The organism is Bacteroides parvus (genome assembly GCF_017309675.2).
GTDB classification, from domain to species: Bacteria; Bacteroidota; Bacteroidia; order Bacteroidales; family Bacteroidaceae; genus Bacteroides; species Bacteroides uniformis.
Map to the genome: position 1 here is coordinate 1,519,705 of NZ_CP084680.1, position 23,755 is coordinate 1,543,459.

The following is a 23,755-nucleotide window of genomic DNA, read 5'->3' on the forward strand; positions in this document are numbered from 1 at the left end:
TTTCAATTTCAATTTTCCATTGTCAATTATCAATTAAATAAATTTATGGCTTTTAGAAAAGATAACAAGATAAAGAGTAATTTCTCGAAAATCTCTATCGGTTTGGCTTCTCCTGAGGAAATCCTTGAGAATTCGAGTGGTGAAGTTTTAAAGCCTGAAACCATCAACTATCGTACGTATAAGCCCGAACGCGACGGATTGTTCTGCGAGCGCATCTTTGGTCCTATCAAGGATTACGAGTGCCATTGCGGTAAGTACAAGCGTATCCGTTACAAAGGCATCGTCTGCGACCGTTGTGGTGTGGAAGTGACTGAAAAGAAAGTGCGCCGTGAGCGTATGGGACATATCCAGCTCGTTGTGCCCGTGGCTCACATTTGGTATTTCCGTTCACTTCCCAACAAAATCGGTTACTTGTTGGGCCTGCCCACCAAGAAACTGGATGCCATTATCTATTACGAGCGTTATGTTGTCATTCAGCCAGGTGTACTGTCCGACGAAGTGGCACAGTACGACTTGCTGGAAGAAGGAGAATACCTGGACTTACTGGAAAAGTTGCCGAAAGACAACCAATTCCTCGAAGATTCAGACCCCAATAAGTTCATTGCCAAGATGGGCGCGGAAGCTATCTACGATTTGCTGTCACACCTCGATCTTGACTCTTTGTCTTACGAACTGCGTAATCGTGCCGGAAGCGATGCTTCACAACAACGCAAGACCGAAGCCCTGAAACGTCTTCAGGTAGTTGAGTCGTTCCGTGCATCACGTGGACGCAACAAGCCTGAGTGGATGATTGTACGCATTGTGCCGGTTATTCCACCCGAACTTCGTCCGTTGGTTCCGTTGGATGGAGGGCGTTTCGCAACTTCTGACTTGAACGATCTTTACCGTCGTGTCATCATCCGTAACAATCGTCTGAAGAGATTGATTGAAATCAAGGCTCCTGAGGTGATTTTACGTAATGAAAAACGTATGTTGCAGGAAGCTGTCGACTCTCTGTTCGACAACTCTCGTAAATCGAGTGCTGTGAAGACTGACGCTAACCGTCCGTTGAAGTCACTTTCTGACAGTTTGAAGGGCAAGCAAGGACGTTTCCGTCAGAATTTGTTGGGTAAGCGTGTCGACTATTCCGCACGTTCTGTAATCGTTGTAGGTCCAGAGTTGAAAATGGGTGAATGCGGTATTCCAAAACTGATGGCAGCTGAGCTTTATAAGCCGTTCATCATCCGTAAGCTCATTGAGCGCGGTATCGTGAAGACAGTAAAGAGTGCCAAGAAGATTGTAGATCGCAAGGAACCTGTTATCTGGGATATTCTGGAACACGTGATGAAGGGTCATCCGGTGCTGTTGAACCGTGCTCCGACACTTCACCGTCTCGGTATTCAGGCATTCCAGCCCAAGATGATCGAAGGTAAGGCAATCCAGCTGCACCCGTTGGCATGTACGGCGTTTAATGCCGACTTCGACGGTGACCAGATGGCCGTTCACTTGCCGCTGAGCAACGAAGCGATTCTGGAAGCACAAATGCTGATGCTCCAGTCACACAATATATTGAACCCTGCTAACGGTGCTCCTATCACTGTGCCCGCCCAAGATATGGTACTCGGTTTGTACTACATCACTAAGTTGCGCAAAGGTGCCAAAGGTGAGGGGTTGACATTCTACGGTCCAGAAGAAGCACTGATTGCCTATAATGAAGGTAAGTGCGACATTCACGCTCCGGTAAGCGTCATAGTGAAAGACGTTGATGAGAATGGCAACATTGTGGACAAGATGATGCACGATACCTCCGTGGGCCGTGTCATTGTCAACGAAATTGTTCCGGCAGAAGCAGGATATATCAATACGATTATCTCCAAGAAGTCACTCCGCGATATCATCAGTCACGTAATCAAGGTGTGTGGTGTTGCCAAGGCAGCCGACTTCCTCGACGGGATCAAGAACCTCGGTTACTACATGGCCTTCAAGGGTGGTCTGTCGTTCAACTTGGGGGATATCATCATCCCGGAAGAGAAGGAAGCATTAGTACAGAAAGGTTATGATGAAGTAGAGCAGGTAATCAATAACTATAACATGGGTTTCATCACCAACAACGAGCGTTACAATCAGGTAATCGATATCTGGACACACGTGAACTCAGAGTTGTCCAACATCTTGATGAAAACCATTTCAAGCGACGACCAGGGTTTCAACTCTGTATACATGATGCTGGATTCCGGTGCCCGTGGTTCTAAGGAACAGATCCGTCAGCTCTCCGGTATGCGTGGTTTGATGGCAAAGCCCCAGAAAGCAGGTGCCGAAGGCGGTCAGATTATTGAAAATCCGATTCTTTCTAACTTTAAGGAAGGTCTGTCCGTGTTGGAATACTTTATCTCTACTCACGGTGCCCGTAAGGGTCTTGCCGATACCGCTTTGAAGACGGCTGACGCCGGATACCTGACCCGTCGTCTGGTTGACGTATCGCACGATGTGATTATTAATGAAGAAGACTGCGGCACGCTCCGCGGATTGGTTTGTACAGCATTGAAAAACAATGACGAAACCATCGCCACTCTGTATGAACGCATCCTCGGTCGTGTATCCGTACATGATATTGTTCATCCTACAACTGGCGAACTGATTGTGGCTGGCGGTGAGGAAATTACCGAAGACATTGCGCAGAAGATTGAAGATTCCCCGATTGAGAGTGTTGAAATCCGTTCCGTATTGACCTGCGAATCCAAGAAGGGTGTTTGTGCCAAGTGTTACGGACGTAATCTGGCTTCCAGCCGCATGGTTCAGAAAGGTGAGGCAGTCGGCGTAATTGCTGCACAGTCTATCGGTGAGCCGGGTACACAGTTGACACTGCGTACATTCCATGCCGGTGGTACGGCAGCCAATATCGCTGCCAACGCAAGTATCGTGGCTAAGAACCCTGCCCGTTTGGAATTCGAAGAACTCCGTACGGTAGACGTTATTGACGAAGCAGGCGAACCTGCAAAGGTAGTGGTAGGCCGTCTGGCTGAAGTGCGTTTCGTGGATGTCAACACGGGTATTGTTCTTTCTACCCACAACGTACCTTACGGTTCTACGCTCTATGCTGCTGACGGTGAAATGGTAGAGAAGGGCAAGATGATTGCCCGTTGGGATCCGTTCAACGCAGTTATCATTACCGAAGCTACCGGTAAGATTGAATTTGAAGGCGTTATTGAAAACGTGACTTATAAGGTAGAGTCTGATGAATCTACCGGTTTGCGCGAAATCATCATCATTGAGTCTAAGGATAAGACGAAGGTGCCTACCGCACACATCATGACAGAAGACGGCGAACTGATCCGTACATACAACTTGCCGGTAGGTGGCCACGTGGTGGTTGAGGACGGTCAAAAGGTAAAGGCCGGTGAAGTTATCGTGAAGATTCCGCGTGCCGTAGGTAAAGCGGGTGATATCACGGGTGGTCTTCCCCGTGTCACTGAGCTGTTTGAGGCACGTAACCCGTCTAATCCTGCTGTGGTTTCAGAAATCGACGGTGAGGTTACCATGGGTAAAGTGAAACGCGGTAACCGCGAAATCATCGTTACTTCCAAGACCGGCGAAGTGAAGAAGTACCTCGTACCGTTGTCCAAGCAGATTTTGGTTCAGGAGAACGACTATGTACGTGCCGGTACTCCGTTATCAGACGGTGCTATCACACCTGCGGACATCCTGGCCATCAAAGGTCCTACAGCCGTGCAGGAATATATCGTGAACGAGGTTCAGGACGTTTACCGTCTGCAGGGTGTGAAGATTAACGATAAGCACTTTGAAATCATTGTACGTCAGATGATGCGCAAGGTGGAAATTGACGAGCCGGGTGATACCCGCTTCCTGGAGCAGCAAGTTGTTGACAAGATGGAATTCATGGAAGAGAACGACCGTATCTGGGGAAAGAAGGTGGTAGTGGATGCTGGAGATTCCCAGAGTTTGCAGGCTGGTCAGATCGTGACGGCCCGCAAGCTGCGTGACGAGAACTCCATGTTGAAACGCCGCGACTTGAAACCCGTGGAAGTGCGCGACGCTGTACCTGCGACTTCTACTCAGATTCTTCAAGGTATCACCCGTGCTGCATTGCAGACTTCAAGCTTCATGTCGGCTGCTTCCTTCCAAGAAACGACGAAGGTGCTGAACGAGGCTGCCATCAACGGAAAGGTGGACCGTCTGGAAGGTATGAAGGAGAACGTAATCTGCGGTCACCTGATTCCTGCCGGTACCGGACAGCGCGAGTTCGAGAAGATTATTGTTGGCTCCAAAGAAGAGTACGACCGTATGCTTGCTAACAAGAAGACGGTACTTGATTATGCTGTAGACGAGAAAGTAGAGGGATAACCTTACAACGTCAATATAATTCTATTAAATAGAGAGAGGGAATATCCTATAAGAAGGAGTATTCCCTTTCTGTTTTATCTTTGCCTCTTCCTTCTGTATTGCAACGCTTCTGCATGTTTGTTATAGTGCTACTGCAAAACGATTGTAGTGGCTTGCTTCTTTTTCTGGACGGATTATTATGTGTCTTTTGGGGACTTAAATGTATATCGTCCGAAAAAAAAGAGTACTTTTGGTCTATCTTTTAAGAACATTTTAAAAATAATTGTGCAACATGGAAAATCAAGAAAACAACAACGGTCAACTTCAGATAGAATTGAAGGAAGAAGTGGCGCAAGGTACATATGCCAATTTGGCTATTATAACTCATTCCAGTTCGGAATTTATTCTCGACTTTATTCGCGTGATGCCTGGAATGCCAAAGGCTGGTGTGCAATCGCGCATAGTTTTGGCACCCGAACATGCCAAGCGTTTGCTGCGTGCACTCGAAGAGAATATTGGGAAATACGAACGCTCTTTCGGACCGATTCACATGCCGGACGAACAAACATTTCCGCCTCTTCCCAACATCAAGGGTGAAGCGTAAAATTAAAAAAAAACTTGTAGTGCATTGATTATTCAAAACTTATTAGTATCTTTGCAGCCCAAAAGTGTATAGTTCTGAATTAATATAAACAATAATATATAACTAAAAACAATTAAAATGCCTACAATTCAGCAATTAGTAAGAAAAGGACGCGAAGTGCTGGTGGAGAAATCAAAGTCTCCAGCCTTGGACTCTTGTCCTCAAAGACGTGGCGTTTGCGTGAGAGTGTATACAACCACTCCGAAAAAACCGAATTCAGCTATGCGTAAAGTAGCTCGTGTACGTTTGACCAATGGTAAAGAGGTGAACTCTTATATTCCGGGAGAAGGTCACAATTTGCAAGAACACTCTATTGTATTGGTACGTGGTGGTCGTGTAAAAGACCTTCCGGGTGTGCGTTATCATATCGTACGTGGTACTTTGGATACTGCAGGTGTTGCAGGTCGTACACAAAGACGTTCCAAATACGGCGCAAAACGTCCGAAACCGGGTCAAGCAGCTCCTGCTAAGAAGAAATAATCTGGTGGCCTGATACCCAAAAACAGAAAAATTAAAAGTAATAACTTACGTTTTAGTTTGTTGGAAATGCTAAAGGTTGAGTAAATTCTCCGGAGGGAGAGTTGAAGAAGACAGAAGTAAACAACCAAGAACGAAAAACATTATTCTTTCAGACAAATGAGAAAAGCAAAACCGAAAAAACGCGTTATCCTTCCGGATCCCGTGTTCAATGATGTAAAAGTTTCCAAGTTCGTGAATCATTTGATGTACGATGGAAAGAAGAACACTTCTTATGAAATCTTCTATGCTGCGTTGGAAACAGTGAAGAATAAAATGCAGAACGAAGAGAAATCCGCTCTTGAAATTTGGAAAAAAGCTCTGGATAATGTGACTCCTCAGGTGGAAGTGAAGTCTCGCCGTGTGGGTGGTGCTACTTTCCAGGTTCCTACAGAAATCCGTGCTGACCGTAAGGAGTCAATTTCAATGAAGAACTTGATTATCTTTGCACGTAAGCGTGGTGGCAAGTCAATGGCTGACAAGTTAGCCGCTGAAATCATGGATGCTTTCAACGAACAGGGTGGTGCTTACAAACGTAAAGAAGACATGCACAGAATGGCAGAAGCTAACCGTGCGTTTGCTCATTTCAGATTCTAATACTATAAGAGACTAACCAATTAGAAGATTAAAAACTTAAAGTAAGGGAATTAGAAAATGGCAAAGCATGATTTACATTTGACACGTAATATCGGTATCATGGCCCACATCGATGCCGGAAAGACAACGACCTCTGAACGTATTTTGTTTTACACGGGTTTAACCCACAAAATCGGTGAGGTGCACGATGGTGCCGCTACAATGGACTGGATGGAGCAAGAACAGGAACGTGGTATCACTATCACTTCTGCTGCTACTACCACTCGTTGGAAATATGCCGGTGATACTTATAAAATTAACTTGATTGACACTCCGGGACACGTTGACTTTACCGCTGAGGTAGAGCGTTCTTTGCGTATTCTTGATGGCGCCGTTGCTGCTTACTGTGCAGTAGGTGGTGTTGAACCGCAATCTGAGACAGTTTGGCGCCAAGCTGACAAATATAACGTACCGCGTATCGCTTACGTTAATAAGATGGACCGTTCGGGCGCTGACTTCTTTGAAGTAGTTCGCCAAATGAAGGATGTTTTGGGAGCTAATCCGTGTCCTATCGTCGTTCCTATCGGTGCTGAGGAATCTTTCAAAGGCCTGGTAGACCTTATCAAAATGAAAGCTATCTATTGGCATGATGAAACAATGGGCGCTGACTATACAGTAGAGGAAATCCCTGCAAATCTGGTAGACGAAGCTAACGAATGGAGAGATAAGATGCTCGAAAAAGTGGCTGAGTTTGATGATGCTTTGATGGAGAAATATTTCGATGATCCTTCTACCATTACAGAAGAAGAGGTTTTGAGAGCTCTCCGTAACGCAACAGTGCAAATGGCTGTCGTTCCGATGCTTTGCGGTTCTTCATTCAAGAACAAAGGTGTACAGACATTGCTTGATTACGTTTGTGCATTCTTGCCTTCTCCGCTGGATACAGAGAATGTTGTCGGTACAAATCCCGAAACTGGTGCTGAAGAAGATCGTAAACCGAGCGAAGACGAAAAGACTTCTGCTTTGGCATTTAAGATTGCAACTGACCCGTATGTAGGTCGTTTGACTTTCTTCCGCGTTTATTCCGGTAAGATAGAGGCTGGTTCTTATATCTATAACTCTCGTTCTGGTAAGAAAGAACGCGTATCCCGTTTGTTCCAGATGCACTCAAACAAGCAGAATCCGGTAGAAGTTATCGGTGCTGGTGATATTGGTGCTGGCGTAGGTTTCAAGGATATACATACTGGTGATACATTGTGTGACGAAACTGCACCGATTGTATTGGAATCTATGGACTTCCCGGAACCGGTAATTGGTATCGCTGTTGAGCCTAAGACTCAGAAAGATATGGATAAGCTGTCAAATGGTTTGGCTAAGTTGGCTGAAGAAGACCCGACGTTCACAGTTAAGACTGACGAACAGACTGGTCAGACAGTTATCTCTGGTATGGGTGAGCTCCACTTGGATATTATTATCGACCGTCTGAAACGTGAGTTCAAGGTTGAATGTAACCAAGGTAAGCCTCAGGTTAACTACAAGGAGGCTATCACTAAGACAGTTAATTTGCGTGAAGTTTACAAGAAGCAGTCTGGTGGTCGTGGTAAATTCGCTGATATTATCGTGAATATCGGCCCGGTTGATGAAGACTTCAAGGAAGGTGGATTGCAATTCGTTGACGAAGTGAAGGGTGGTAACATCCCTAAGGAATTTATTCCGTCTGTACAGAAGGGCTTCACTACTGCTATGAAGAACGGTGTGTTGGCTGGTTATCCGCTGGATTCACTGAAAGTAACTTTGATTGACGGTTCTTTCCACCCGGTTGACTCTGATCAGTTGTCTTTCGAAATCTGTGCTATCCAGGCATATAAGAACGCTTGTGCTAAGGCGGGTCCGGTATTGATGGAGCCTATCATGAAGCTGGAAGTTGTTACTCCGGAAGAAAACATGGGTGATGTTATCGGTGACTTGAACAAGCGTCGTGGCCAGGTGGAAGGTATGGAATCTAGCCGTTCCGGTGCACGTATCGTGAAGGCAATGGTTCCGCTGGCAGAAATGTTTGGTTACGTAACAGCATTGCGTACCATCACTTCTGGTCGTGCAACCTCTTCAATGGTATATTCTCACCATGCCCAGGTTTCCAACTCTATTGCCAAGGCAGTATTGGAGGAAGTGAAAGGCCGTGCTGACTTAATCTAAAAAAAACTTGAAGTCCCGTAGGCTAGCGAATGACTCTTAGCCTGCGGAACTTCATCTTATATAACTATTTAATAACTAAAAACAGTAATGAGTCAAAAAATTAGAATCAAACTGAAATCTTACGACCACAACTTGGTTGACAAGTCAGCTGAGAAAATTGTAAGAACGGTGAAGACAACGGGCGCTATCGTTAGCGGTCCGATTCCTCTTCCTACGCACAAGCGTATCTTTACCGTGAACCGTTCGACTTTCGTTAACAAGAAGTCGCGTGAACAATTCGAACTCTCTTCTTACAAGAGACTGATTGACATCTATAGCTCAACAGCTAAGACAGTAGACGCTCTGATGAAGTTGGAGTTGCCGAGTGGTGTGGAAGTAGAAATTAAAGTGTAAGTATTAAAAATTAAGTGAAATGCCAGGATTATTAGGAAAAAAAATCGGAATGACATCCGTTTTCAGTGCCGAGGGTAAGAATGTACCATGCACTGTTATCGAAGCAGGTCCTTGTGTTGTTACTCAAGTGAAAACTGTAGAAAAGGACGGTTATGAAGCTGTTCAGCTGGGCTTCCAAGATAAGAAGGAGAAGCACACTACAAAGCCTTTGATGGGGCACTTTAAAAAAGCTGGAGTAACTCCCAAGAAACACTTGGCTGAGTTCAAAGAATTTGAAACAGAGTTGAATCTGGGTGACACTGTTACTGTAGAACTGTTCAATGACACAACTTTTGTTGACGTTGTAGGTACCTCTAAGGGTAAGGGGTTTCAGGGCGTGGTAAAGCGCCACGGTTTCGGTGGTGTAGGCCAGACTACTCACGGTCAGCACAACCGCGCTCGTAAGCCGGGTTCTATTGGTGCTTGTTCTTACCCCGCAAAAGTATTCAAGGGAATGCGCATGGGTGGACAGCTTGGTGGCGACAGAGTAACTGTTCAAAACCTGCAGGTATTAAAGGTAATCGCGGAGCATAATCTTCTTTTGATTAAGGGGTCTGTTCCTGGTTGCAAAGGTTCAATCGTAATAATTGAGAAATAATGGAAGTTAACGTATATAACATTAAAGGTGAAGACACTGGGAGAAAGATTACGTTAAACGAGTCTATCTTCGGAATTGAGCCCAACGACCACGCTATCTACTTGGATGTTAAACAGTTTATGGCTAACCAGCGTCAGGGTACACACAAGTCAAAGGAAAGAAGCGAAATCAGTGGTTCTACTCGTAAAATCGGTCGCCAGAAAGGTGGCGGTGGTGCACGTCGTGGTGACATGAACTCACCGGTACTTGTTGGTGGTGGACGCGTATTCGGTCCGAAACCGAGAGATTACTACTTCAAATTAAACAAGAAAGTAAAGGCTCTGGCTCGTAAGTCAGCTTTGTCATACAAGGCTCAGAACAACGCGGTTGTAGTGGTGGAAGACTTCTCTTTTGAAGCTCCGAAGACTAAAGATTTCGTTGCAATGACAAAAAATCTTAAAGTTTCTGACAAAAAGCTGCTTGTGATTTTACCAGAAGCAAATAAAAACGTATATTTGTCGGCTCGTAATGTAAAGGGTGCTAATGTGCAGACTATCTCAGGGTTGAATACTTATAGAGTATTGGACGCTGGGGTTGTTGTGTTTGCTGAAAGTGCACTTTCTGCTATCGACAATATCTTAATGTAAAAAGGAGGCTTAAATAATGGGAATTATTATTAAACCGTTAGTGACAGAGAAGATGACTGCAATTACTGATAAAACGAACAATCGTTTCGGCTTTATCGTGCGTCCTGAAGCTAATAAACTGGAAATTAAGAAGGAAGTTGAAGCCCTTTACAACGTTACAGTAGTTGATGTGAATACGATGAAGTATGCCGGCAAAAATAAGAGCCGCTATACTCGTGCCGGTATCATCAACGGACGTACGAATGCGTTCAAGAAAGCTATCGTTACGTTGAAAGAAGGAGATACTATTGATTTTTATAGCAATATTTAATAAAAATGGCAGTACGTAAATTTAAGCCCACAACACCGGGGCAAAGACATAAAATTATTGGTACTTACGAAGAGATTACTGCACGGGTACCAGAAAAGTCTCTTGTATTTGGTAAGAAATCTTCAGGTGGTCGTAACAATGAAGGTAAGATGACTATGCGCTACATCGGTGGCGGTAGTAAGAAGATTATTCGTATCGTAGATTTCAAGAGAAATAAAGACGGTGTGCCTGCAGTGGTTAAAACAATTGAATATGATCCGAATCGTTCGGCTCGTATTGCTTTGTTGTTTTATGCAGATGGAGAAAAAAGATATATTATTGCTCCCAACGGATTGCAAGTTGGTATGACTTTGATGTCAGGTGAGGCTGCTGCTCCGGAAATCGGAAACGCACTTCCACTTCAGAATATTCCGGTCGGTACTGTAATTCACAACATCGAATTACGTCCGGGACAAGGCGCTGCCTTGGTTCGCTCGGCCGGTAACTTCGCTCAGTTGACTTCCAGAGAAGGTAAGTACTGCGTTATCAAGTTGCCTTCAGGGGAGGTTCGTCAGATCCTCAGTACTTGTAAGGCTACTATCGGTAGTGTAGGTAACTCAGATCATGGATTGGAAAGTTCGGGTAAAGCTGGACGTTCTCGCTGGTTAGGACGTCGTCCGCGTAACCGTGGTGTTGTTATGAACCCGGTTGATCACCCGATGGGTGGTGGTGAAGGACGTGCTTCAGGAGGACACCCGAGATCTCGTAAGGGATTGTATGCTAAGGGTCTTAAGACAAGAGCTCCGAAGAAACAATCGTCTAAGTATATTATTGAGAGAAGAAAGAAGTAATCTGATTAATTGAGTAAATTATGAGTCGTTCATTAAAAAAAGGTCCGTATATTAACGTTAAGCTTGAGAAGAAAGTGCTTGCCATGAATGAATCGGGCAAGAAAGTGGTAGTTAAGACCTGGGCCAGAGCTTCAATGATTTCGCCTGATTTCGTAGGCCATACTGTTGCAGTTCACAACGGAAATAAATTTATTCCTGTTTATGTTACCGAAAATATGGTAGGACACAAGTTGGGAGAATTTGCTCCAACTCGTACTTTCAGAGGACACGCTGGTAACAAGAAAAAATAAAACAGGATTTATCTGAAATAATAAAGTAATAATATAATGGGAGCAAGAAAAAAAATATCGGCTGAAAAAAGAAAAGAAGCCCTTAAGACCATGTATTTTGCGAAATTGCAAAATGTTCCTACTTCCCCCCGTAAAATGCGTCTCGTGGCTGACATGATTCGTGGGATGGAGGTGAACAGAGCACTCGGCGTTTTGAAGTTCTCTTCAAAAGAGGCTGCCGCAAGAGTGGAAAAGTTGCTGCGCTCTGCAATTGCTAACTGGGAGCAGAAAAACGAACGTAAAGCTGAAAGTGGCGAGCTGTTCGTAACCAAGATTTTTGTTGATGGTGGTGCCACACTCAAAAGAATGAGACCGGCTCCGCAGGGTAGAGGTTACAGAATTCGTAAACGTTCAAACCACGTAACGTTGTTCGTTGGTTCTAAAAGTAATAACGAAGATCAAAATTAAGGTAAATGGGACAAAAAGTTAATCCAATAAGCAACCGTTTAGGAATTATCAGAGGATGGGATTCCAATTGGTATGGTGGAAAGAATTACGGCGACTCTCTGCTGGAAGATAGCAAGATTCGTAAATATTTGAACGCTCGTCTGGCAAAGGCTAGTGTGTCAAGAATTGTAATTGAACGTACACTGAAACTCGTGACTATTACCGTTTGTACTGCACGTCCGGGTATCATTATCGGTAAAGGTGGCCAAGAAGTTGACAAGTTGAAGGAGGAGTTGAAGAAGGTTACGGATAAGGATATTCAGATTAATATCTTCGAAGTTAAAAGACCTGAGTTGGACGCTGTTATCGTGGCTAACAACATTGCCCGTCAGGTTGAAGGCAAAATTGCCTACCGTCGTGCCATTAAGATGGCCATTGCCAATACAATGCGTATGGGTGCGGAAGGTATCAAGATTCAGATTTCAGGACGTTTGAATGGTGCAGAAATGGCTCGTTCTGAAATGTATAAGGAAGGAAGAACTCCGTTGCACACTTTCAGAGCAGATATCGACTATTGTCATGCAGAAGCATTGACTAAGGTTGGTCTTCTCGGTATTAAAGTTTGGATTTGTAGAGGTGAAGTTTATGGTAAGAAGGAGTTGGCTCCGAACTTTACGCAAAGCAAGGAAAGTGGTCGTGGAAGCAATAGCGGAAACAATGGCGGAAAGAACTTCAAAAGAAAGAAAAATAATCGCTAACGAATTTGATTTTTAGGAATTATGTTACAACCGAAAAAAACAAAATTCAGAAGACAACAAAAAGGCCGTCAAAAGGGTAATGCCCAAAGAGGAAACCAGTTGGCTTTCGGATCTTTTGGTATTAAGGCCTTGGAAACGAAATGGATTACAGGCCGTCAGATTGAAGCTGCGCGTATTGCAGTGACAAGATATATGCAACGTCAAGGACAGATTTGGATTCGTATTTTCCCCGACAAGCCTATTACCAGAAAGCCAGCTGATGTGCGTATGGGTAAAGGTAAGGGTGCACCGGAGGGATTCGTTGCCCCAGTTACACCGGGTAGAATTATTATCGAAGCCGAAGGAGTATCTTATGAAATCGCTAAAGAGGCTTTGCGCTTAGCTGCACAGAAGCTTCCTATCACAACCAAGTTTGTGGTTAGACGTGATTATGATATTCAAAATCAAAATGCGTAAGGAGTATGAAAATAGCAGAAATTAAAGAGATGCCTACCAACGACTTGGTAGAAAGAGTTGAAGCAGAAGTAGCTAATTACAACCAAATGATTTTAAATCATTCTATTTCTCCTTTGGATAATCCTGCTCAGATCAAACAATTACGCAGGACTATTGCGCGTATGAAGACTGAATTACGCCAAAGAGAACTTAACAATAAATGATGAGCTTGATGGAAGCAAGAAATTTAAGAAAAGAAAGAACTGGGGTTGTGCTGAGCAACAAGATGGATAAGACCATTACAGTAGCAGCTAAGTTTAAGGAGAAACACCCCATATATGGTAAGTTCGTTAGCAAGACGAAGAAGTACCATGCTCATGATGAAAAGAATGAGTGCAATATCGGCGATACTGTACACATCATGGAAACTCGTCCTTTGAGCAAGACTAAGAGATGGAGATTGGTAGAAATAATTGAAAGAGCTAAGTAATTATGATACAAGTAGAATCCAGACTTACAGTATGTGATAATAGTGGGGCAAAAGAGGCTCTCTGTATCCGTGTTTTGGGTGGTACAGGTCGTCGCTATGCTTCAGTAGGGGACGTGATTGTCGTTTCTGTTAAGAGCGTTATCCCTTCAAGTGATATTAAAAAAGGTGCAGTGTCTAAAGCTTTGATCGTACGTACTAAGAAAGAAATCCGTCGTGCTGATGGCTCTTACATACGTTTTGATGATAATGCTTGCGTGTTGTTGAACAATGCAGGTGAAATTAGAGGTAGTCGTATTTTCGGTCCGGTAGCTCGTGAACTTCGTGCTACTAACATGAAAGTTGTGTCACTCGCTCCTGAAGTACTTTAATATTGTAAAAGATTTGAGTAATGAGTAAATTACATATTAAAAAAGGCGATACAGTTTATGTAAACTCCGGTGAAGACAAGGGTAAGACTGGTCGTGTATTGAAGGTTCTTGTTGATAAAAACCGCGCAATCGTTGAAGGTATCAACATGGTGTCTAAGAGCACAAAACCGAATGCTAAAAACCCACAAGGTGGCATTGTGAAGCAGGAAGCTTCTGTCCACTTGTCAAATTTGAATCCCGTTGATCCAAAGACTGGTAAAGCAACGCGTGTTGGTAGAAAAGTAAGTGCTGAAGGCACTTTAGTGCGTTATTCTAAAAAATCAGGAGAGGAGATTAAGTAATGAGTAATACTGCTAGCCTTAAGAAAGAATATGCAGACCGTATTGCGCCTGCATTGAAATCACAGTTCCAGTATTCTTCTTCTATGCAGATACCCGTACTTAAGAAGATTGTTATCAATCAAGGTTTGGGTATGGCTGTTGCTGACAAGAAGATTATTGAAGTGGCAATTAATGAAATGACTGCTATCACTGGTCAGAAAGCCGTGGCAACCATTTCTCGTAAGGATATTGCAAACTTTAAGTTGCGTAAGAAAATGCCGATTGGTGTTATGGTAACTCTGCGTCGTGAGAGAATGTACGAATTCCTTGAAAAGTTGGTTCGTGTAGCTCTGCCTCGTATTCGCGACTTCAAGGGTATTGAAAGTAAGTTCGATGGTAAGGGTAACTATACCCTTGGTATTCAGGAACAAATCATTTTCCCTGAAATTAATATCGATAGTATTACTAGAATTCTCGGAATGAATATTACCTTTGTAACCTCTGCGCAAACAGATGAAGAAGGGTATGCCTTGTTGAAGGAATTCGGTTTACCGTTTAAAAACGCTAAAAAAGATTGATAATATGGCAAAGGAATCAATGAAGGCACGTGAAGTAAAGCGTGCTAAATTAGTAGCCAGATATGCCGAGAAGAGAGCTGCGTTGAAGCAAATCGTTAGAACTGGTGATCCTGCTGAAGCTTTTGAAGCTGCACAGAAATTGCAGGACCTGCCTAAGAATTCTAATCCGATTCGTATGCACAACCGTTGCAAGCTGACTGGTCGTCCTAAAGGATATATCCGTCAGTTTGGTATCTCCAGAATCCAGTTCCGTGAGATGGCTTCTAACGGTCTTATTCCCGGTGTAAAGAAAGCAAGCTGGTAATTTTGTTTTTTAAATATTGTCAGGGTAGGCCTGATTAATTTAATTTATTTTTTATATGACTGATCCAATAGCAGATTATTTGACGAGGTTGCGGAACGCTATTCAAGCGAAGCACAGAGTTGTGGAAGTTCCGGCTTCAAATTTGAAAAAAGAAATCACTAAGATTCTTTTTGAAAAGGGCTACATTCTTAATTATAAGTTTGTAGAAGATGGTCCTCAAGGTACAATTAAAGTTGCCTTGAAGTATGATCCGGTAAACAAGGTTAACGCTATCAAGAAGCTGGAGAGAATCTCTTCTCCGGGTTTGCGTCAATATACCGGTTATAAAGACATGCCGCGTGTTATTAATGGTTTGGGTATTGCTATAATATCTACTTCCAAGGGTGTAATGACCAACAAAGAAGCCGCTGAACTAAAGATTGGTGGTGAAGTTTTGTGTTATGTATATTAATAGGAGGAATTAGCAATGTCAAGAATAGGAAAATTACCCATTAGTATTCCCGCTGGAGTAACAGTTACTCTGAAAGATGACGTGGTTACCGTTAAGGGACCCAAAGGCGAAATGAGCCAATATGTAAATCCTGCTATCAATGTTACCATCGAAGACGGTCATGTTGTTTTGGCTGAGAATGAAAATGCAATGCTGGATAATCCTAAGCAAAAGCATGCATTCCATGGATTATACCGTTCATTGGTACACAACATGGTTGTTGGTGTATCAGAAGGATATAAGAAAGAATTGGAACTTGTCGGTGTAGGTTACCGTGCCTCTAACCAGGGAAATATCATTGAACTGGCTTTAGGTTATACTCACAGTATCTTTATACAGTTGCCTCCTGAAGTTAAAGTTGAGACTAAGTCTGAAAGAAACAAGAATCCTTTGATTATATTGGAATCTTGCGACAAGCAGTTACTTGGTCAAGTTTGCTCTAAAATACGTTCTTTCCGTAAGCCTGAACCGTATAAGGGTAAGGGTATTAAGTTTGTTGGCGAAGAAATTCGTAGAAAGTCTGGTAAATCAGCTGGTGCTAAATAATCATTTAAATTGATATTATTATGACAACAAAAATAGAAAGACGAATTAAGATCAAATATAGAGTACGCAACAAAATTTCAGGTACTACTGAATGCCCGCGTATGAGTGTATTTAGAAGTAACAAGCAAATCTATGTTCAGATTATCGACGACTTGTCCGGTAAGACATTGGCTGCCGCTTCTTCTTTGGGTATGACTGAAAAAATGCCTAAGAAGGAACAAGCTGCTAAAGTAGGTGAACTGATTGCGAAAAAAGCTCAGGAAGCAGGTATTACTACTGTTGTTTTCGACCGTAATGGTTACTTGTATCATGGGAGAGTAAAAGAGGTGGCTGATGCTGCCCGTAACGGTGGACTTAAATTTTAATCATTATGGCAGGACTTAATAATAGAGTTAAGATTACAAACGATATAGAGCTGAAAGACAGATTGGTTGCTATTAATCGTGTAACCAAAGTAACCAAAGGTGGTAGAACTTTTAGTTTCTCTGCTATTGTGGTAGTAGGAAACGAAGAAGGCATCATCGGTTGGGGCCTTGGTAAAGCTGGTGAAGTAACCGCTGCTATTGCCAAAGGTGTTGAATCTGCAAAGAAAAACCTGACAAGAGTGCCTGTACTGAAAGGTACAGTTCCTCACGAACAGTCTGCAAAGTTCGGTGGCGCTGAAGTATTTATTAAACCGGCTTCTCACGGTACCGGTGTTGTTGCTGGCGGTGCAATGCGTGCCGTATTGGAAAGTGTTGGTGTAACAGACGTTTTGGCTAAGTCAAAAGGTTCTTCCAACCCGCACAACTTGGTAAAGGCTACTATCTTGGCATTGAGTGAAATGCGCGATGCTCGTATGGTTGCCCAGAACAGAGGAGTTAGTATGGAAAAAGTATTTAGAGGATAAGGAGGAAGAATATGTCGACTATAAAGATTAAACAAGTTAAAAGTAGAATTGGTGCTCCTGCTGATCAGAAGAGAACTCTCGATGCACTGGGGCTTCATAAGTTGAATCGTGTGGTTGAACACGAATGTACTCCTTCAATTCTTGGAATGGTGGATAAGGTTAAACACTTGGTTACCATTGTTAAGTAATTATTTGTTGAATATAAAACGAATTACAATATGAACTTAAGTAATTTAAAACCTGCAGAGGGATCTACTAAAACAAGAAAGAGAATTGGACGTGGTCCGGGTTCTGGCTTGGGAGGTACTTCTACTAGAGGTCATAAAGGAGCTAAATCAAGATCTGGATACTCTAAGAAAATCGGTTTTGAAGGTGGTCAGATGCCTCTTCAACGTCGTGTTCCTAAGTTTGGCTTTAAAAATATCAATCGTGTAGAGTATAAGGCTATCAACTTGGATACAATTCAGAAATTGGCTGAAGCAAAGAACTTGCAGACTGTAGGTATCAGTGACTTCATTGCTGCTGGTTTCATTTCTGCAAGCCAGTTGGTAAAAGTATTAGGTAACGGAACTTTGACTGCTAAGTTGGATGTACAGGCACATGCATTTTCTAAGACTGCTGTTGCTGCCATCGAAGCTGCTGGTGGACAAGTAGTAAAACTCTAATTCAATGAGAAAAGCTATTGAAACATTAAAGAATATATGGAAAATTGAGGATCTGAGACAACGGATCCTCATTACCATATTGTTTGTGGCAATCTACCGTTTTGGTTCGTATGTCGTTTTGCCGGGGATCAATCCGTCAATGCTGACACAATTGCATCAACAGACAAGCGAAGGTCTTTTAGCCTTGTTAAACATGTTTTCCGGAGGAGCATTTTCCAATGCTTCTATTTTTGCATTGGGTATCATGCCGTACATCTCTGCCTCCATTGTGATTCAGCTGCTGGGTATTGCGGTTCCGTATTTCCAAAAATTGCAGCGCGAAGGTGAGAGTGGTAGAAGAAAAATGAATCAATATACTCGTTATCTGACGATTCTTATTCTTTTGGTTCAGGCTCCTTCTTATTTGCTCAATCTTAAGATGCAGGCTGGTCCTTCTTTAAATGCTTCATTAGATTGGACTCTGTTTATGTTTACTTCTACCATTATTTTAGCGGCTGGAAGTATGTTTATTTTGTGGCTTGGTGAGAGAATTACGGATAAGGGTATCGGTAATGGTATTTCGCTGATTATCATGATTGGTATCATCGCCCGTCTGCCGCAGTCCTTATTCCAGGAATTGATTTCCCGTATGACGGACAAGACTGGTGGTCTGGTAATGTTCCTGATTGAGCTTGTTGTGTTGCTGGTTGTTATTGCATTCGCTATTCTTTTGGTGCAGGGAACTAGAAAGATTCCTGTTCAATATGCGAAGAAGATTGTGGGTAACAAGCAATATGGCGGTGCTAGACAGTATATTCCTTTGAAGGTGAATGCTGCTAACGTGATGCCTATCATTTTTGCTCAGGCTATCATGTTTATTCCTATCACTCTTGTTGGGTTCTCGAATGTAAATGATGCAAGCGGTTTCGTACGTGCATTGACTGATCATACAAGCTTTTGGTATAATTTGATTTTTGCAGTGTTGATTATATTGTTTACGTATTTCTATACTGCAATTACTATTAATCCGACTCAGATGGCTGAAGATATGAAGAGAAACAATGGTTTTATTCCGGGTATCAAGCCAGGAAAGCAAACTGCCGAGTATATTGACGTGATTATGTCACGTATTACTTTGCCTGGTTCTTTCTTCTTGGCCTTGGTTGCCATTATGCCTGCATTTGCCGGCATATTCGGTGTGAAAGCTGAGTTTGCTCAATTCTTTGGCGGTACATCTTTGTTAATCCTTGTGGGTGTGGTGCTTGATACTCTCCAGCAGGTAGAAAGTCATTTGTTAATGAGACACTATGACGGTTTGCTGAAATCCGGACGTATTAAAGGCCGCAGTGGTAATGTAGCTGCATATTAATCTTTTTTGAAGAATGATATTTCTTAAAACAGAAGATGAAATAGAGCTGCTCCGCAGGAGTAATTTGCTTGTTGGAAAGACGTTGGCTGAGATAGCTAAGGTTATAAGGCCCGGAGTGACAACAAAAGAGCTGGATAGGGTAGCGGAAGAGTTCATCAGAGACAATGGTGCTGTTCCAACCTTTAAAGGTTTTCCTAATCAATATGGCGATCCGTTTCCAGCTTCTATTTGCACATCTGTAAATGACCAAGTGGTACATGGTATTCCGGGAGATAATGTGGTATTGAAAGACGGTGATATCGTGTCTGTTGATTGTGGTACTTACATGAATGGCTTTTGTGGCGACTCAGCTTATACGTTTTGTGTAGGTGAAGTTGACGAAGAGGTCCGCAAATTACTGAAGGTTACTAAAGAAGCATTGTACATAGGGATACAGAATGCCGTTCACGGCAAGCGGTTGGGTGATATCGGCTATGCGATACAGCAGCACTGCGAATCTAATTCTTATGGTGTGGTGCGTGAGTTTGTGGGTCACGGAATAGGCAAGGAAATGCATGAAGATCCTCAGGTCCCCAATTACGGAAAACGTGGTTATGGGACAATGCTGAAGAAAGGCTTGTGCATTGCCATTGAACCGATGATAACTTTAGGTAACCGACAAATACTCATGGAGCGTGATGGCTGGACGGTGAGGACAAAAGACCGCAAGTGTGCAGCTCATTTTGAACATACGATAGCAGTCGGTGCTGGTGAAGCTGATATATTGTCATCATTCGAGTTCATTGAAGAAGTATTAGGAGATAAAGCAATTTAAGAAATTAATATGGCAAAGCAATCTGCAATAGAACAAGATGGAGTTATAGTTGAAGCATTGTCTAATGCAATGTTTCGTGTTGAATTAGAAAACGGACATGAGATTACTGCACATATTTCCGGTAAGATGCGGATGCATTACATCAAAATCCTGCCAGGGGATAAAGTAAGAGTCGAAATGTCTCCTTACGATTTATCGAAAGGAAGAATTGTATTTAGATATAAATAAAATTAAGATATGAAAGTAAGAGCATCCTTAAAGAAACGTACGCCAGAGTGTAAGATCGTTAGACGTAATGGCCGTTTGTATGTTATTAACAAGAAAAATCCTAAGTATAAACAACGTCAAGGATAATATTATTATTTTTGCAAAAAAAATAATTTAGTATATGGCTATAAGAATAGTTGGTGTCGATTTGCCTCAAAACAAGAGAGGTGAAATTGCGTTGACCTATGTATATGGTATAGGTCGTAGTAGTTCAGCAAAAATTTTGGATAAAGCAGGTGTTGACAGAGACCTGAAAGTAAAAGACTGGACGGATGATCAGGCTGCCAAGATTCGTGAGATCATTGGTGCAGAGTATAAGGTTGAAGGTGATCTTCGTTCTGAAGTTCAATTGAACATTAAGCGTTTAATGGATATCGGTTGCTATCGTGGTGTTCGTCATCGTATTGGTCTTCCAGTAAGAGGTCAGAGCACAAAGAACAATGCCCGTACTCGTAAGGGTAGAAAGAAAACCGTTGCTAATAAGAAAAAAGCTACTAAATAATAATTGTTGATATGGCAAAAAAAACAGTTGCAGCAAAAAAGAGAAATGTGAAGGTTGATGCTAATGGACAGTTGCATGTTCATTCATCTTTTAACAACATTATTGTTTCTCTGGCAAACAGCGAAGGTCAGATCATTTCTTGGTCTTCTGCCGGAAAGATGGGTTTTAGAGGTTCAAAGAAGAACACTCCCTACGCAGCACAGATGGCTGCTCAAGATTGTGCTAAGATAGCATACGATCTTGGCTTGAGAAAGGTAAAAGCATATGTGAAGGGCCCGGGTAACGGACGTGAGTCTGCTATTAGAACTATCCACGGTGCAGGTATCGAGGTTACTGAAATCATTGACGTAACTCCGCTTCCGCACAATGGTTGTCGTCCTCCGAAAAGACGTAGAGTTTAAAATTTACCTTTAATAGAAGTGAGACTTGATTTTGTTATTGGATTGTAAACTTTCTCTCTGCAATCGCGGCTGCAACAAACCCAAGTTCATGAATAAACAATTAAATATTTAAAAGAAATGGCTAGATATACTGGACCAAAATCAAGAATAGCCCGTAAATTCGGTGAAGGTATCTTTGGAGCAGATAAAGTATTGTCAAAGAAAAACTATCCTCCCGGACAGCACGGTAATTCCAGAAAGAGAAAGACTTCTGAATACGGTGTTCAACTTCGTGAGAAACAGAAGGCTAAATATACTTATGGCGTTTTGGAAAAACAATTCCGCAACTTGTTTGAGAAGGCTGAGACTGCTAAAGGTATTACTGGTGAAATCCTTCTCCAATTGTTGGAAGGTCGCCTTGACAATATCGTATTCCGTTTGGGTATTGCTCCTACTCGCGCAGCTGCTCGTCAGTTGGTGAGCCACAAGCACATTACTGTAGACGGTGAGGTTGTGAATATTCCTTCTTATGCAGTAAAACCGGGTCAGGTGATCGGTGTTCGTGAAAGATCCAAATCATTGGAAGTTATCGCTAACTCACTGGCTGGTTTTAACCATAGCAAATATCCTTGGTTGGAATGGGATGATAACTCTAAGGTTGGCAAATTGCTGCATGTACCTGAAAGAGCAGACATTCCTGAAAACATTAAAGAGCATTTGATCGTAGAATTGTATTCTAAATAATAATTAATTTCATGGCGATATTAGCATTTCAAAAACCTGATAAAGTATTAATGTTGGAAGCGGACTCTAGATTCGGAAAATTCGAATTTCGTCCGTTGGAGCCCGGTTTCGGTATTACCGTGGGTAATGCACTGCGCCGCATCCTGCTTTCTTCATTGGAAGGTTTTGCTATCACTACTATCAAGATAGACGGTGTTGAGCATGAATTTTCCAGTGTTCCGGGGGCAAAAGAGGATGTTACTAACATTATCTTGAATCTGAAACAAGTGAGATTCAAGCAAGTAGTTGAAGAATTCGAGAGTGAGAAAGTAAGTATTACGGTCGAGAATTCAAGTGAATTTAAAGCAGGTGACATAGGTAAGTATTTGACTGGATTTGAAGTGTTAAATCCTGAATTAGTTATTTGTCATTTAGATTCAAAGTCAACTATGCAGATAGATATTACGATCAACAAAGGTCGTGGTTATGTTCCTGCTGACGAAAACCGCGAATATTGCACCGATGTGAACGTAATTCCTATCGATTCTATTTATACTCCGATACGTAATGTGAAGTATCAGGTAGAGAACTTCCGTGTAGAGCAGAAGACCGACTACGAGAAACTGGTACTTGAGATTACTACCGACGGTTCCATTCATCCGAAAGAAGCCCTGAAAGAAGCAGCAAAGATTCTGATTTATCACTTCATGCTTTTCTCTGACGAGAAGATTACGCTGGAAACAAATGATGCTGACGGCAATGAAGAGTTTGATGAAGAAGTATTGCACATGCGTCAGTTGCTGAAGACCAAGCTCGTTGATATGGATCTCTCTGTACGTGCCCTCAACTGTCTGAAGGCTGCAGATGTAGAGACTCTTGGTGACTTGGTACAATTCAACAAGACGGATTTGCTGAAATTCAGAAACTTCGGAAAGAAATCGCTTACCGAGCTTGATGATTTGCTGGAAAGTCTGAATCTGTCGTTTGGAACTGATATTTCTAAATATAAATTAGATAAAGAATAAAAAATGAGACATAATAAGAAATTCAACCATTTGGGTCGTACTGCCTCTCATAGAAACGCTATGTTGGCTAATATGGCGTGTTCTTTGATTAAGCACAAAAGAATCACTACGACCGTTGCAAAGGCTAAAGCTCTGAAGAAGTTTGTTGAGCCTTTGATTACAAAGGCTAAAGACGATACGACTAATTCCCGTCGTGTTGTATTTAGCAATTTGCAAGACAAGTATGCTGTAACTGAACTGTTTAAAGAAATCTCTGTGAAGATTGCTGATCGTCCGGGTGGTTACACTCGTATTATCAAGACTGGTAACCGTTTGGGTGACAACGCAGAAATGTGCTTCATTGAACTCGTTGACTACAACGAAAATATGGCTAAGGAAAAGGTTGCCAAGAAGGCTACTCGTACCCGCCGTTCAAAGAAAGCCGCTGCTACTGAAGCTGCTCCTGCTGCAGAAACATCTGCACCGGTTGCCGAAGCTCCTGCTGCTGAGGAAGCTAAAGCTGAATAATTCAACTATTCTTTTTATATATAGAAGCCGTTCCAATTTGTTTGGAACGGCTTTTTTTTCCTATAAATCATCCAAGAAACATTAAAAGATGTGTGCACAAAACAAATTCCTGGTAGAAACTGTTATATTTGCACATAGATATGGCTAAATTCTTAAGATTCATAGGATTCATGGTGCTTGCATTGGCTTTATGGCAGACTGCAAGCGATGCATTTGCAAATAAAGCGGCAAGTGGGGGGAATGTTGTGAGTGAGAATACTATTGCCGTACATGAGCAGACTGATGCCTATATTGCGATGCCTCAATTACCTTATCTGCCGGATGCAGAGCTGGCGGGCATGGGTGGACAATTACATTCGCTGACGTACTCCCGTATACAGCGTATTTCTACCACGGAATATATATTTTCTTTAAAGGACTGGATTGACAAACTGGCCCAGCGAGCGGCTGTTTTGTCTCTGCATCGTGAGAAACTCTATGATGCCACTGCCTATTATCGTTGCCAGCCGGTGTGCGAATATTACATTTTCACACTAAGGCGTATTCTCATTTAGTGTTTTATTGAATCTTCCTTTTTCCCTTG

Annotated in this window: 36 protein-coding genes; all 36 read left to right on the forward strand. The window is 42.5% G+C overall.

The annotated features are described in order from the left end of the window. Positions 1 to 45 precede the first annotated feature (45 nt). The 36 genes from rpoC (at position 46) to JXR92_RS06130 (ending at position 23,726) form a co-directional block, all read left to right on the forward strand. Entirely contained in the window at positions 46 to 4,341 is a 4,296-nt protein-coding gene (rpoC, locus tag JXR92_RS05955) for a DNA-directed RNA polymerase subunit beta' (protein ID WP_117601002.1), read from the forward strand. Positions 4,342 to 4,612: 271 nt separating this feature from the next. Continuing rightward, on the forward strand, positions 4,613 to 4,924 hold the full coding sequence (locus JXR92_RS05960) for a DUF3467 domain-containing protein (protein ID WP_117601003.1): 312 nt from the start codon (positions 4,613 to 4,615) through the stop codon (positions 4,922 to 4,924). A 117-nt stretch (positions 4,925 to 5,041) separates the two neighbouring features. Beyond that, positions 5,042 to 5,443, forward strand: coding sequence for a 30S ribosomal protein S12 (rpsL, locus tag JXR92_RS05965; RefSeq protein ID WP_005825712.1), 402 nt, complete (start codon positions 5,042 to 5,044; stop codon positions 5,441 to 5,443). A 156-nt stretch (positions 5,444 to 5,599) separates the two neighbouring features. After that, complete coding sequence (gene rpsG / locus JXR92_RS05970) at positions 5,600 to 6,076, forward strand: 30S ribosomal protein S7 (protein ID WP_005825710.1); 477 nt, start codon at positions 5,600 to 5,602, stop codon at positions 6,074 to 6,076. A 57-nt stretch (positions 6,077 to 6,133) separates the two neighbouring features. After that, positions 6,134 to 8,251 carry an elongation factor G gene (gene fusA / locus JXR92_RS05975; RefSeq protein WP_117601004.1) on the forward strand — a complete coding sequence of 706 codons (2,118 nt, stop codon included), beginning with the start codon at positions 6,134 to 6,136 and terminating at the stop codon, positions 8,249 to 8,251. An 87-nt stretch (positions 8,252 to 8,338) separates the two neighbouring features. Beyond that, the gene (rpsJ, locus tag JXR92_RS05980) at positions 8,339 to 8,644 is read left to right on the forward strand and encodes a 30S ribosomal protein S10 (protein WP_004291244.1); all 306 of its coding nucleotides are present in this window, start codon (positions 8,339 to 8,341) and stop codon (positions 8,642 to 8,644) included. Between the two features lie 19 nt (positions 8,645 to 8,663). Next, positions 8,664 to 9,281, forward strand: a complete 618-nt coding sequence (gene rplC / locus JXR92_RS05985; RefSeq protein WP_117601005.1) for a 50S ribosomal protein L3 — start codon at positions 8,664 to 8,666, stop codon at positions 9,279 to 9,281. Further along, positions 9,281 to 9,907, forward strand: coding sequence for a 50S ribosomal protein L4 (gene rplD / locus JXR92_RS05990; protein WP_005825707.1), 627 nt, complete (start codon positions 9,281 to 9,283; stop codon positions 9,905 to 9,907). Before rplC ends, rplD begins: the two co-directional genes overlap by 1 nt. 16 nt (positions 9,908 to 9,923) lie before the next feature. After that, a complete protein-coding gene (rplW, locus tag JXR92_RS05995; RefSeq protein ID WP_005825706.1) occupies positions 9,924 to 10,217 on the forward strand; it encodes a 50S ribosomal protein L23 in 294 nt (97 codons plus the stop codon). A 5-nt stretch (positions 10,218 to 10,222) separates the two neighbouring features. Continuing rightward, the gene (gene rplB, locus JXR92_RS06000) at positions 10,223 to 11,047 is read left to right on the forward strand and encodes a 50S ribosomal protein L2 (protein ID WP_117601006.1); all 825 of its coding nucleotides are present in this window, start codon (positions 10,223 to 10,225) and stop codon (positions 11,045 to 11,047) included. Between the two features lie 20 nt (positions 11,048 to 11,067). Then, a complete protein-coding gene (gene rpsS, locus JXR92_RS06005; RefSeq protein WP_002558070.1) occupies positions 11,068 to 11,337 on the forward strand; it encodes a 30S ribosomal protein S19 in 270 nt (89 codons plus the stop codon). 36 nt (positions 11,338 to 11,373) lie between these two features. Then, positions 11,374 to 11,784 carry a 50S ribosomal protein L22 gene (gene rplV / locus JXR92_RS06010; protein ID WP_004291236.1) on the forward strand — a complete coding sequence of 137 codons (411 nt, stop codon included), beginning with the start codon at positions 11,374 to 11,376 and terminating at the stop codon, positions 11,782 to 11,784. A 5-nt stretch (positions 11,785 to 11,789) separates the two neighbouring features. Then, positions 11,790 to 12,521 (forward strand): 30S ribosomal protein S3, encoded by a 732-nt coding sequence (gene rpsC, locus JXR92_RS06015; RefSeq protein WP_004291235.1) that lies wholly within the window; start codon positions 11,790 to 11,792, stop codon positions 12,519 to 12,521. Between the two features lie 21 nt (positions 12,522 to 12,542). Continuing rightward, the gene (rplP, locus tag JXR92_RS06020; protein WP_004291234.1) at positions 12,543 to 12,977 is read left to right on the forward strand and encodes a 50S ribosomal protein L16; all 435 of its coding nucleotides are present in this window, start codon (positions 12,543 to 12,545) and stop codon (positions 12,975 to 12,977) included. Between the two features lie 5 nt (positions 12,978 to 12,982). Next, positions 12,983 to 13,180: a 50S ribosomal protein L29 gene (rpmC, locus tag JXR92_RS06025; protein ID WP_117601007.1), complete on the forward strand. Its 198-nt coding sequence runs from the start codon at positions 12,983 to 12,985 to the stop codon at positions 13,178 to 13,180. Further along, positions 13,177 to 13,446: a 30S ribosomal protein S17 gene (gene rpsQ / locus JXR92_RS06030; protein ID WP_005825701.1), complete on the forward strand. Its 270-nt coding sequence runs from the start codon at positions 13,177 to 13,179 to the stop codon at positions 13,444 to 13,446. The genes rpmC and rpsQ overlap by 4 nt, the downstream gene beginning before the upstream one ends. A gap of 2 nt (positions 13,447 to 13,448) precedes the next feature. Next, positions 13,449 to 13,814, forward strand: a complete 366-nt coding sequence (rplN, locus tag JXR92_RS06035; protein WP_005825700.1) for a 50S ribosomal protein L14 — start codon at positions 13,449 to 13,451, stop codon at positions 13,812 to 13,814. A gap of 20 nt (positions 13,815 to 13,834) precedes the next feature. After that, positions 13,835 to 14,155 carry a 50S ribosomal protein L24 gene (gene rplX / locus JXR92_RS06040; RefSeq protein ID WP_117601008.1) on the forward strand — a complete coding sequence of 107 codons (321 nt, stop codon included), beginning with the start codon at positions 13,835 to 13,837 and terminating at the stop codon, positions 14,153 to 14,155. Beyond that, entirely contained in the window at positions 14,155 to 14,712 is a 558-nt protein-coding gene (gene rplE, locus JXR92_RS06045) for a 50S ribosomal protein L5 (RefSeq protein WP_117601009.1), read from the forward strand. The genes rplX and rplE overlap by 1 nt, the downstream gene beginning before the upstream one ends. Positions 14,713 to 14,716: 4 nt before the next feature. Further along, on the forward strand, positions 14,717 to 15,016 hold the full coding sequence (gene rpsN / locus JXR92_RS06050; RefSeq protein ID WP_005825697.1) for a 30S ribosomal protein S14: 300 nt from the start codon (positions 14,717 to 14,719) through the stop codon (positions 15,014 to 15,016). 55 nt (positions 15,017 to 15,071) lie between these two features. Further along, positions 15,072 to 15,467, forward strand: coding sequence for a 30S ribosomal protein S8 (rpsH, locus tag JXR92_RS06055; protein ID WP_004291226.1), 396 nt, complete (start codon positions 15,072 to 15,074; stop codon positions 15,465 to 15,467). A gap of 15 nt (positions 15,468 to 15,482) precedes the next feature. After that, entirely contained in the window at positions 15,483 to 16,052 is a 570-nt protein-coding gene (gene rplF / locus JXR92_RS06060; protein ID WP_005825696.1) for a 50S ribosomal protein L6, read from the forward strand. 20 nt (positions 16,053 to 16,072) lie between these two features. Further along, complete coding sequence (gene rplR, locus JXR92_RS06065; RefSeq protein ID WP_005656518.1) at positions 16,073 to 16,417, forward strand: 50S ribosomal protein L18; 345 nt, start codon at positions 16,073 to 16,075, stop codon at positions 16,415 to 16,417. Positions 16,418 to 16,422: 5 nt separating this feature from the next. Beyond that, positions 16,423 to 16,941 (forward strand): 30S ribosomal protein S5, encoded by a 519-nt coding sequence (gene rpsE, locus JXR92_RS06070; protein WP_005825693.1) that lies wholly within the window; start codon positions 16,423 to 16,425, stop codon positions 16,939 to 16,941. An 11-nt stretch (positions 16,942 to 16,952) separates the two neighbouring features. Continuing rightward, complete coding sequence (rpmD, locus tag JXR92_RS06075) at positions 16,953 to 17,129, forward strand: 50S ribosomal protein L30 (protein ID WP_004291222.1); 177 nt, start codon at positions 16,953 to 16,955, stop codon at positions 17,127 to 17,129. A 30-nt stretch (positions 17,130 to 17,159) separates the two neighbouring features. Further along, positions 17,160 to 17,606, forward strand: coding sequence for a 50S ribosomal protein L15 (gene rplO / locus JXR92_RS06080; RefSeq protein ID WP_005825692.1), 447 nt, complete (start codon positions 17,160 to 17,162; stop codon positions 17,604 to 17,606). A 4-nt stretch (positions 17,607 to 17,610) separates the two neighbouring features. Next, the gene (secY, locus tag JXR92_RS06085) at positions 17,611 to 18,954 is read left to right on the forward strand and encodes a preprotein translocase subunit SecY (RefSeq protein ID WP_005825690.1); all 1,344 of its coding nucleotides are present in this window, start codon (positions 17,611 to 17,613) and stop codon (positions 18,952 to 18,954) included. A gap of 13 nt (positions 18,955 to 18,967) precedes the next feature. Continuing rightward, positions 18,968 to 19,768 (forward strand): type I methionyl aminopeptidase, encoded by an 801-nt coding sequence (gene map, locus JXR92_RS06090; protein WP_117601010.1) that lies wholly within the window; start codon positions 18,968 to 18,970, stop codon positions 19,766 to 19,768. Between the two features lie 9 nt (positions 19,769 to 19,777). Further along, positions 19,778 to 19,996 (forward strand): translation initiation factor IF-1, encoded by a 219-nt coding sequence (gene infA / locus JXR92_RS06095; RefSeq protein WP_002558052.1) that lies wholly within the window; start codon positions 19,778 to 19,780, stop codon positions 19,994 to 19,996. A gap of 9 nt (positions 19,997 to 20,005) precedes the next feature. Then, positions 20,006 to 20,122 carry a type B 50S ribosomal protein L36 gene (ykgO, locus tag JXR92_RS06100; RefSeq protein ID WP_002558051.1) on the forward strand — a complete coding sequence of 39 codons (117 nt, stop codon included), beginning with the start codon at positions 20,006 to 20,008 and terminating at the stop codon, positions 20,120 to 20,122. Between the two features lie 34 nt (positions 20,123 to 20,156). Further along, complete coding sequence (gene rpsM / locus JXR92_RS06105; RefSeq protein WP_005941839.1) at positions 20,157 to 20,537, forward strand: 30S ribosomal protein S13; 381 nt, start codon at positions 20,157 to 20,159, stop codon at positions 20,535 to 20,537. Between the two features lie 11 nt (positions 20,538 to 20,548). Beyond that, complete coding sequence (gene rpsK, locus JXR92_RS06110; RefSeq protein ID WP_002558049.1) at positions 20,549 to 20,938, forward strand: 30S ribosomal protein S11; 390 nt, start codon at positions 20,549 to 20,551, stop codon at positions 20,936 to 20,938. Positions 20,939 to 21,055: 117 nt separating this feature from the next. Next, a complete protein-coding gene (rpsD, locus tag JXR92_RS06115) occupies positions 21,056 to 21,661 on the forward strand; it encodes a 30S ribosomal protein S4 (protein ID WP_005825685.1) in 606 nt (201 codons plus the stop codon). 11 nt (positions 21,662 to 21,672) lie between these two features. Next, on the forward strand, positions 21,673 to 22,665 hold the full coding sequence (locus tag JXR92_RS06120; protein ID WP_117601011.1) for a DNA-directed RNA polymerase subunit alpha: 993 nt from the start codon (positions 21,673 to 21,675) through the stop codon (positions 22,663 to 22,665). Between the two features lie 3 nt (positions 22,666 to 22,668). After that, positions 22,669 to 23,172: a 50S ribosomal protein L17 gene (rplQ, locus tag JXR92_RS06125; RefSeq protein WP_117601012.1), complete on the forward strand. Its 504-nt coding sequence runs from the start codon at positions 22,669 to 22,671 to the stop codon at positions 23,170 to 23,172. Between the two features lie 140 nt (positions 23,173 to 23,312). Further along, on the forward strand, positions 23,313 to 23,726 hold the full coding sequence (locus JXR92_RS06130; protein WP_117601013.1) for a hypothetical protein: 414 nt from the start codon (positions 23,313 to 23,315) through the stop codon (positions 23,724 to 23,726). Positions 23,727 to 23,755: the final 29 nt, after the last annotated feature.

Bases quoted from the DNA above. Each gene is read 5' to 3' on its own strand.
- rpoC (WP_117601002.1), top strand. From the start codon at position 46: ATGGCTTTTAGAAAAGATAACAAGATAAAGAGTAATTTCTCGAAAATC.
- JXR92_RS05960 (WP_117601003.1), top strand. From the start codon at position 4,613: ATGGAAAATCAAGAAAACAACAACGGTCAACTTCAGATAGAATTGAAG.
- rpsL (WP_005825712.1), top strand. From the start codon at position 5,042: ATGCCTACAATTCAGCAATTAGTAAGAAAAGGACGCGAAGTGCTGGTG.
- rpsG (WP_005825710.1), top strand. From the start codon at position 5,600: ATGAGAAAAGCAAAACCGAAAAAACGCGTTATCCTTCCGGATCCCGTG.
- fusA (WP_117601004.1), top strand. From the start codon at position 6,134: ATGGCAAAGCATGATTTACATTTGACACGTAATATCGGTATCATGGCC.
- rpsJ (WP_004291244.1), top strand. From the start codon at position 8,339: ATGAGTCAAAAAATTAGAATCAAACTGAAATCTTACGACCACAACTTG.
- rplC (WP_117601005.1), top strand. From the start codon at position 8,664: ATGCCAGGATTATTAGGAAAAAAAATCGGAATGACATCCGTTTTCAGT.
- rplD (WP_005825707.1), top strand. From the start codon at position 9,281: ATGGAAGTTAACGTATATAACATTAAAGGTGAAGACACTGGGAGAAAG.
- rplW (WP_005825706.1), top strand. From the start codon at position 9,924: ATGGGAATTATTATTAAACCGTTAGTGACAGAGAAGATGACTGCAATT.
- rplB (WP_117601006.1), top strand. From the start codon at position 10,223: ATGGCAGTACGTAAATTTAAGCCCACAACACCGGGGCAAAGACATAAA.
- rpsS (WP_002558070.1), top strand. From the start codon at position 11,068: ATGAGTCGTTCATTAAAAAAAGGTCCGTATATTAACGTTAAGCTTGAG.
- rplV (WP_004291236.1), top strand. From the start codon at position 11,374: ATGGGAGCAAGAAAAAAAATATCGGCTGAAAAAAGAAAAGAAGCCCTT.
- rpsC (WP_004291235.1), top strand. From the start codon at position 11,790: ATGGGACAAAAAGTTAATCCAATAAGCAACCGTTTAGGAATTATCAGA.
- rplP (WP_004291234.1), top strand. From the start codon at position 12,543: ATGTTACAACCGAAAAAAACAAAATTCAGAAGACAACAAAAAGGCCGT.
- rpmC (WP_117601007.1), top strand. From the start codon at position 12,983: ATGAAAATAGCAGAAATTAAAGAGATGCCTACCAACGACTTGGTAGAA.
- rpsQ (WP_005825701.1), top strand. From the start codon at position 13,177: ATGATGAGCTTGATGGAAGCAAGAAATTTAAGAAAAGAAAGAACTGGG.
- rplN (WP_005825700.1), top strand. From the start codon at position 13,449: ATGATACAAGTAGAATCCAGACTTACAGTATGTGATAATAGTGGGGCA.
- rplX (WP_117601008.1), top strand. From the start codon at position 13,835: ATGAGTAAATTACATATTAAAAAAGGCGATACAGTTTATGTAAACTCC.
- rplE (WP_117601009.1), top strand. From the start codon at position 14,155: ATGAGTAATACTGCTAGCCTTAAGAAAGAATATGCAGACCGTATTGCG.
- rpsN (WP_005825697.1), top strand. From the start codon at position 14,717: ATGGCAAAGGAATCAATGAAGGCACGTGAAGTAAAGCGTGCTAAATTA.
- rpsH (WP_004291226.1), top strand. From the start codon at position 15,072: ATGACTGATCCAATAGCAGATTATTTGACGAGGTTGCGGAACGCTATT.
- rplF (WP_005825696.1), top strand. From the start codon at position 15,483: ATGTCAAGAATAGGAAAATTACCCATTAGTATTCCCGCTGGAGTAACA.
- rplR (WP_005656518.1), top strand. From the start codon at position 16,073: ATGACAACAAAAATAGAAAGACGAATTAAGATCAAATATAGAGTACGC.
- rpsE (WP_005825693.1), top strand. From the start codon at position 16,423: ATGGCAGGACTTAATAATAGAGTTAAGATTACAAACGATATAGAGCTG.
- rpmD (WP_004291222.1), top strand. From the start codon at position 16,953: ATGTCGACTATAAAGATTAAACAAGTTAAAAGTAGAATTGGTGCTCCT.
- rplO (WP_005825692.1), top strand. From the start codon at position 17,160: ATGAACTTAAGTAATTTAAAACCTGCAGAGGGATCTACTAAAACAAGA.
- secY (WP_005825690.1), top strand. From the start codon at position 17,611: ATGAGAAAAGCTATTGAAACATTAAAGAATATATGGAAAATTGAGGAT.
- map (WP_117601010.1), top strand. From the start codon at position 18,968: ATGATATTTCTTAAAACAGAAGATGAAATAGAGCTGCTCCGCAGGAGT.
- infA (WP_002558052.1), top strand. From the start codon at position 19,778: ATGGCAAAGCAATCTGCAATAGAACAAGATGGAGTTATAGTTGAAGCA.
- ykgO (WP_002558051.1), top strand. From the start codon at position 20,006: ATGAAAGTAAGAGCATCCTTAAAGAAACGTACGCCAGAGTGTAAGATC.
- rpsM (WP_005941839.1), top strand. From the start codon at position 20,157: ATGGCTATAAGAATAGTTGGTGTCGATTTGCCTCAAAACAAGAGAGGT.
- rpsK (WP_002558049.1), top strand. From the start codon at position 20,549: ATGGCAAAAAAAACAGTTGCAGCAAAAAAGAGAAATGTGAAGGTTGAT.
- rpsD (WP_005825685.1), top strand. From the start codon at position 21,056: ATGGCTAGATATACTGGACCAAAATCAAGAATAGCCCGTAAATTCGGT.
- JXR92_RS06120 (WP_117601011.1), top strand. From the start codon at position 21,673: ATGGCGATATTAGCATTTCAAAAACCTGATAAAGTATTAATGTTGGAA.
- rplQ (WP_117601012.1), top strand. From the start codon at position 22,669: ATGAGACATAATAAGAAATTCAACCATTTGGGTCGTACTGCCTCTCAT.
- JXR92_RS06130 (WP_117601013.1), top strand. From the start codon at position 23,313: ATGGCTAAATTCTTAAGATTCATAGGATTCATGGTGCTTGCATTGGCT.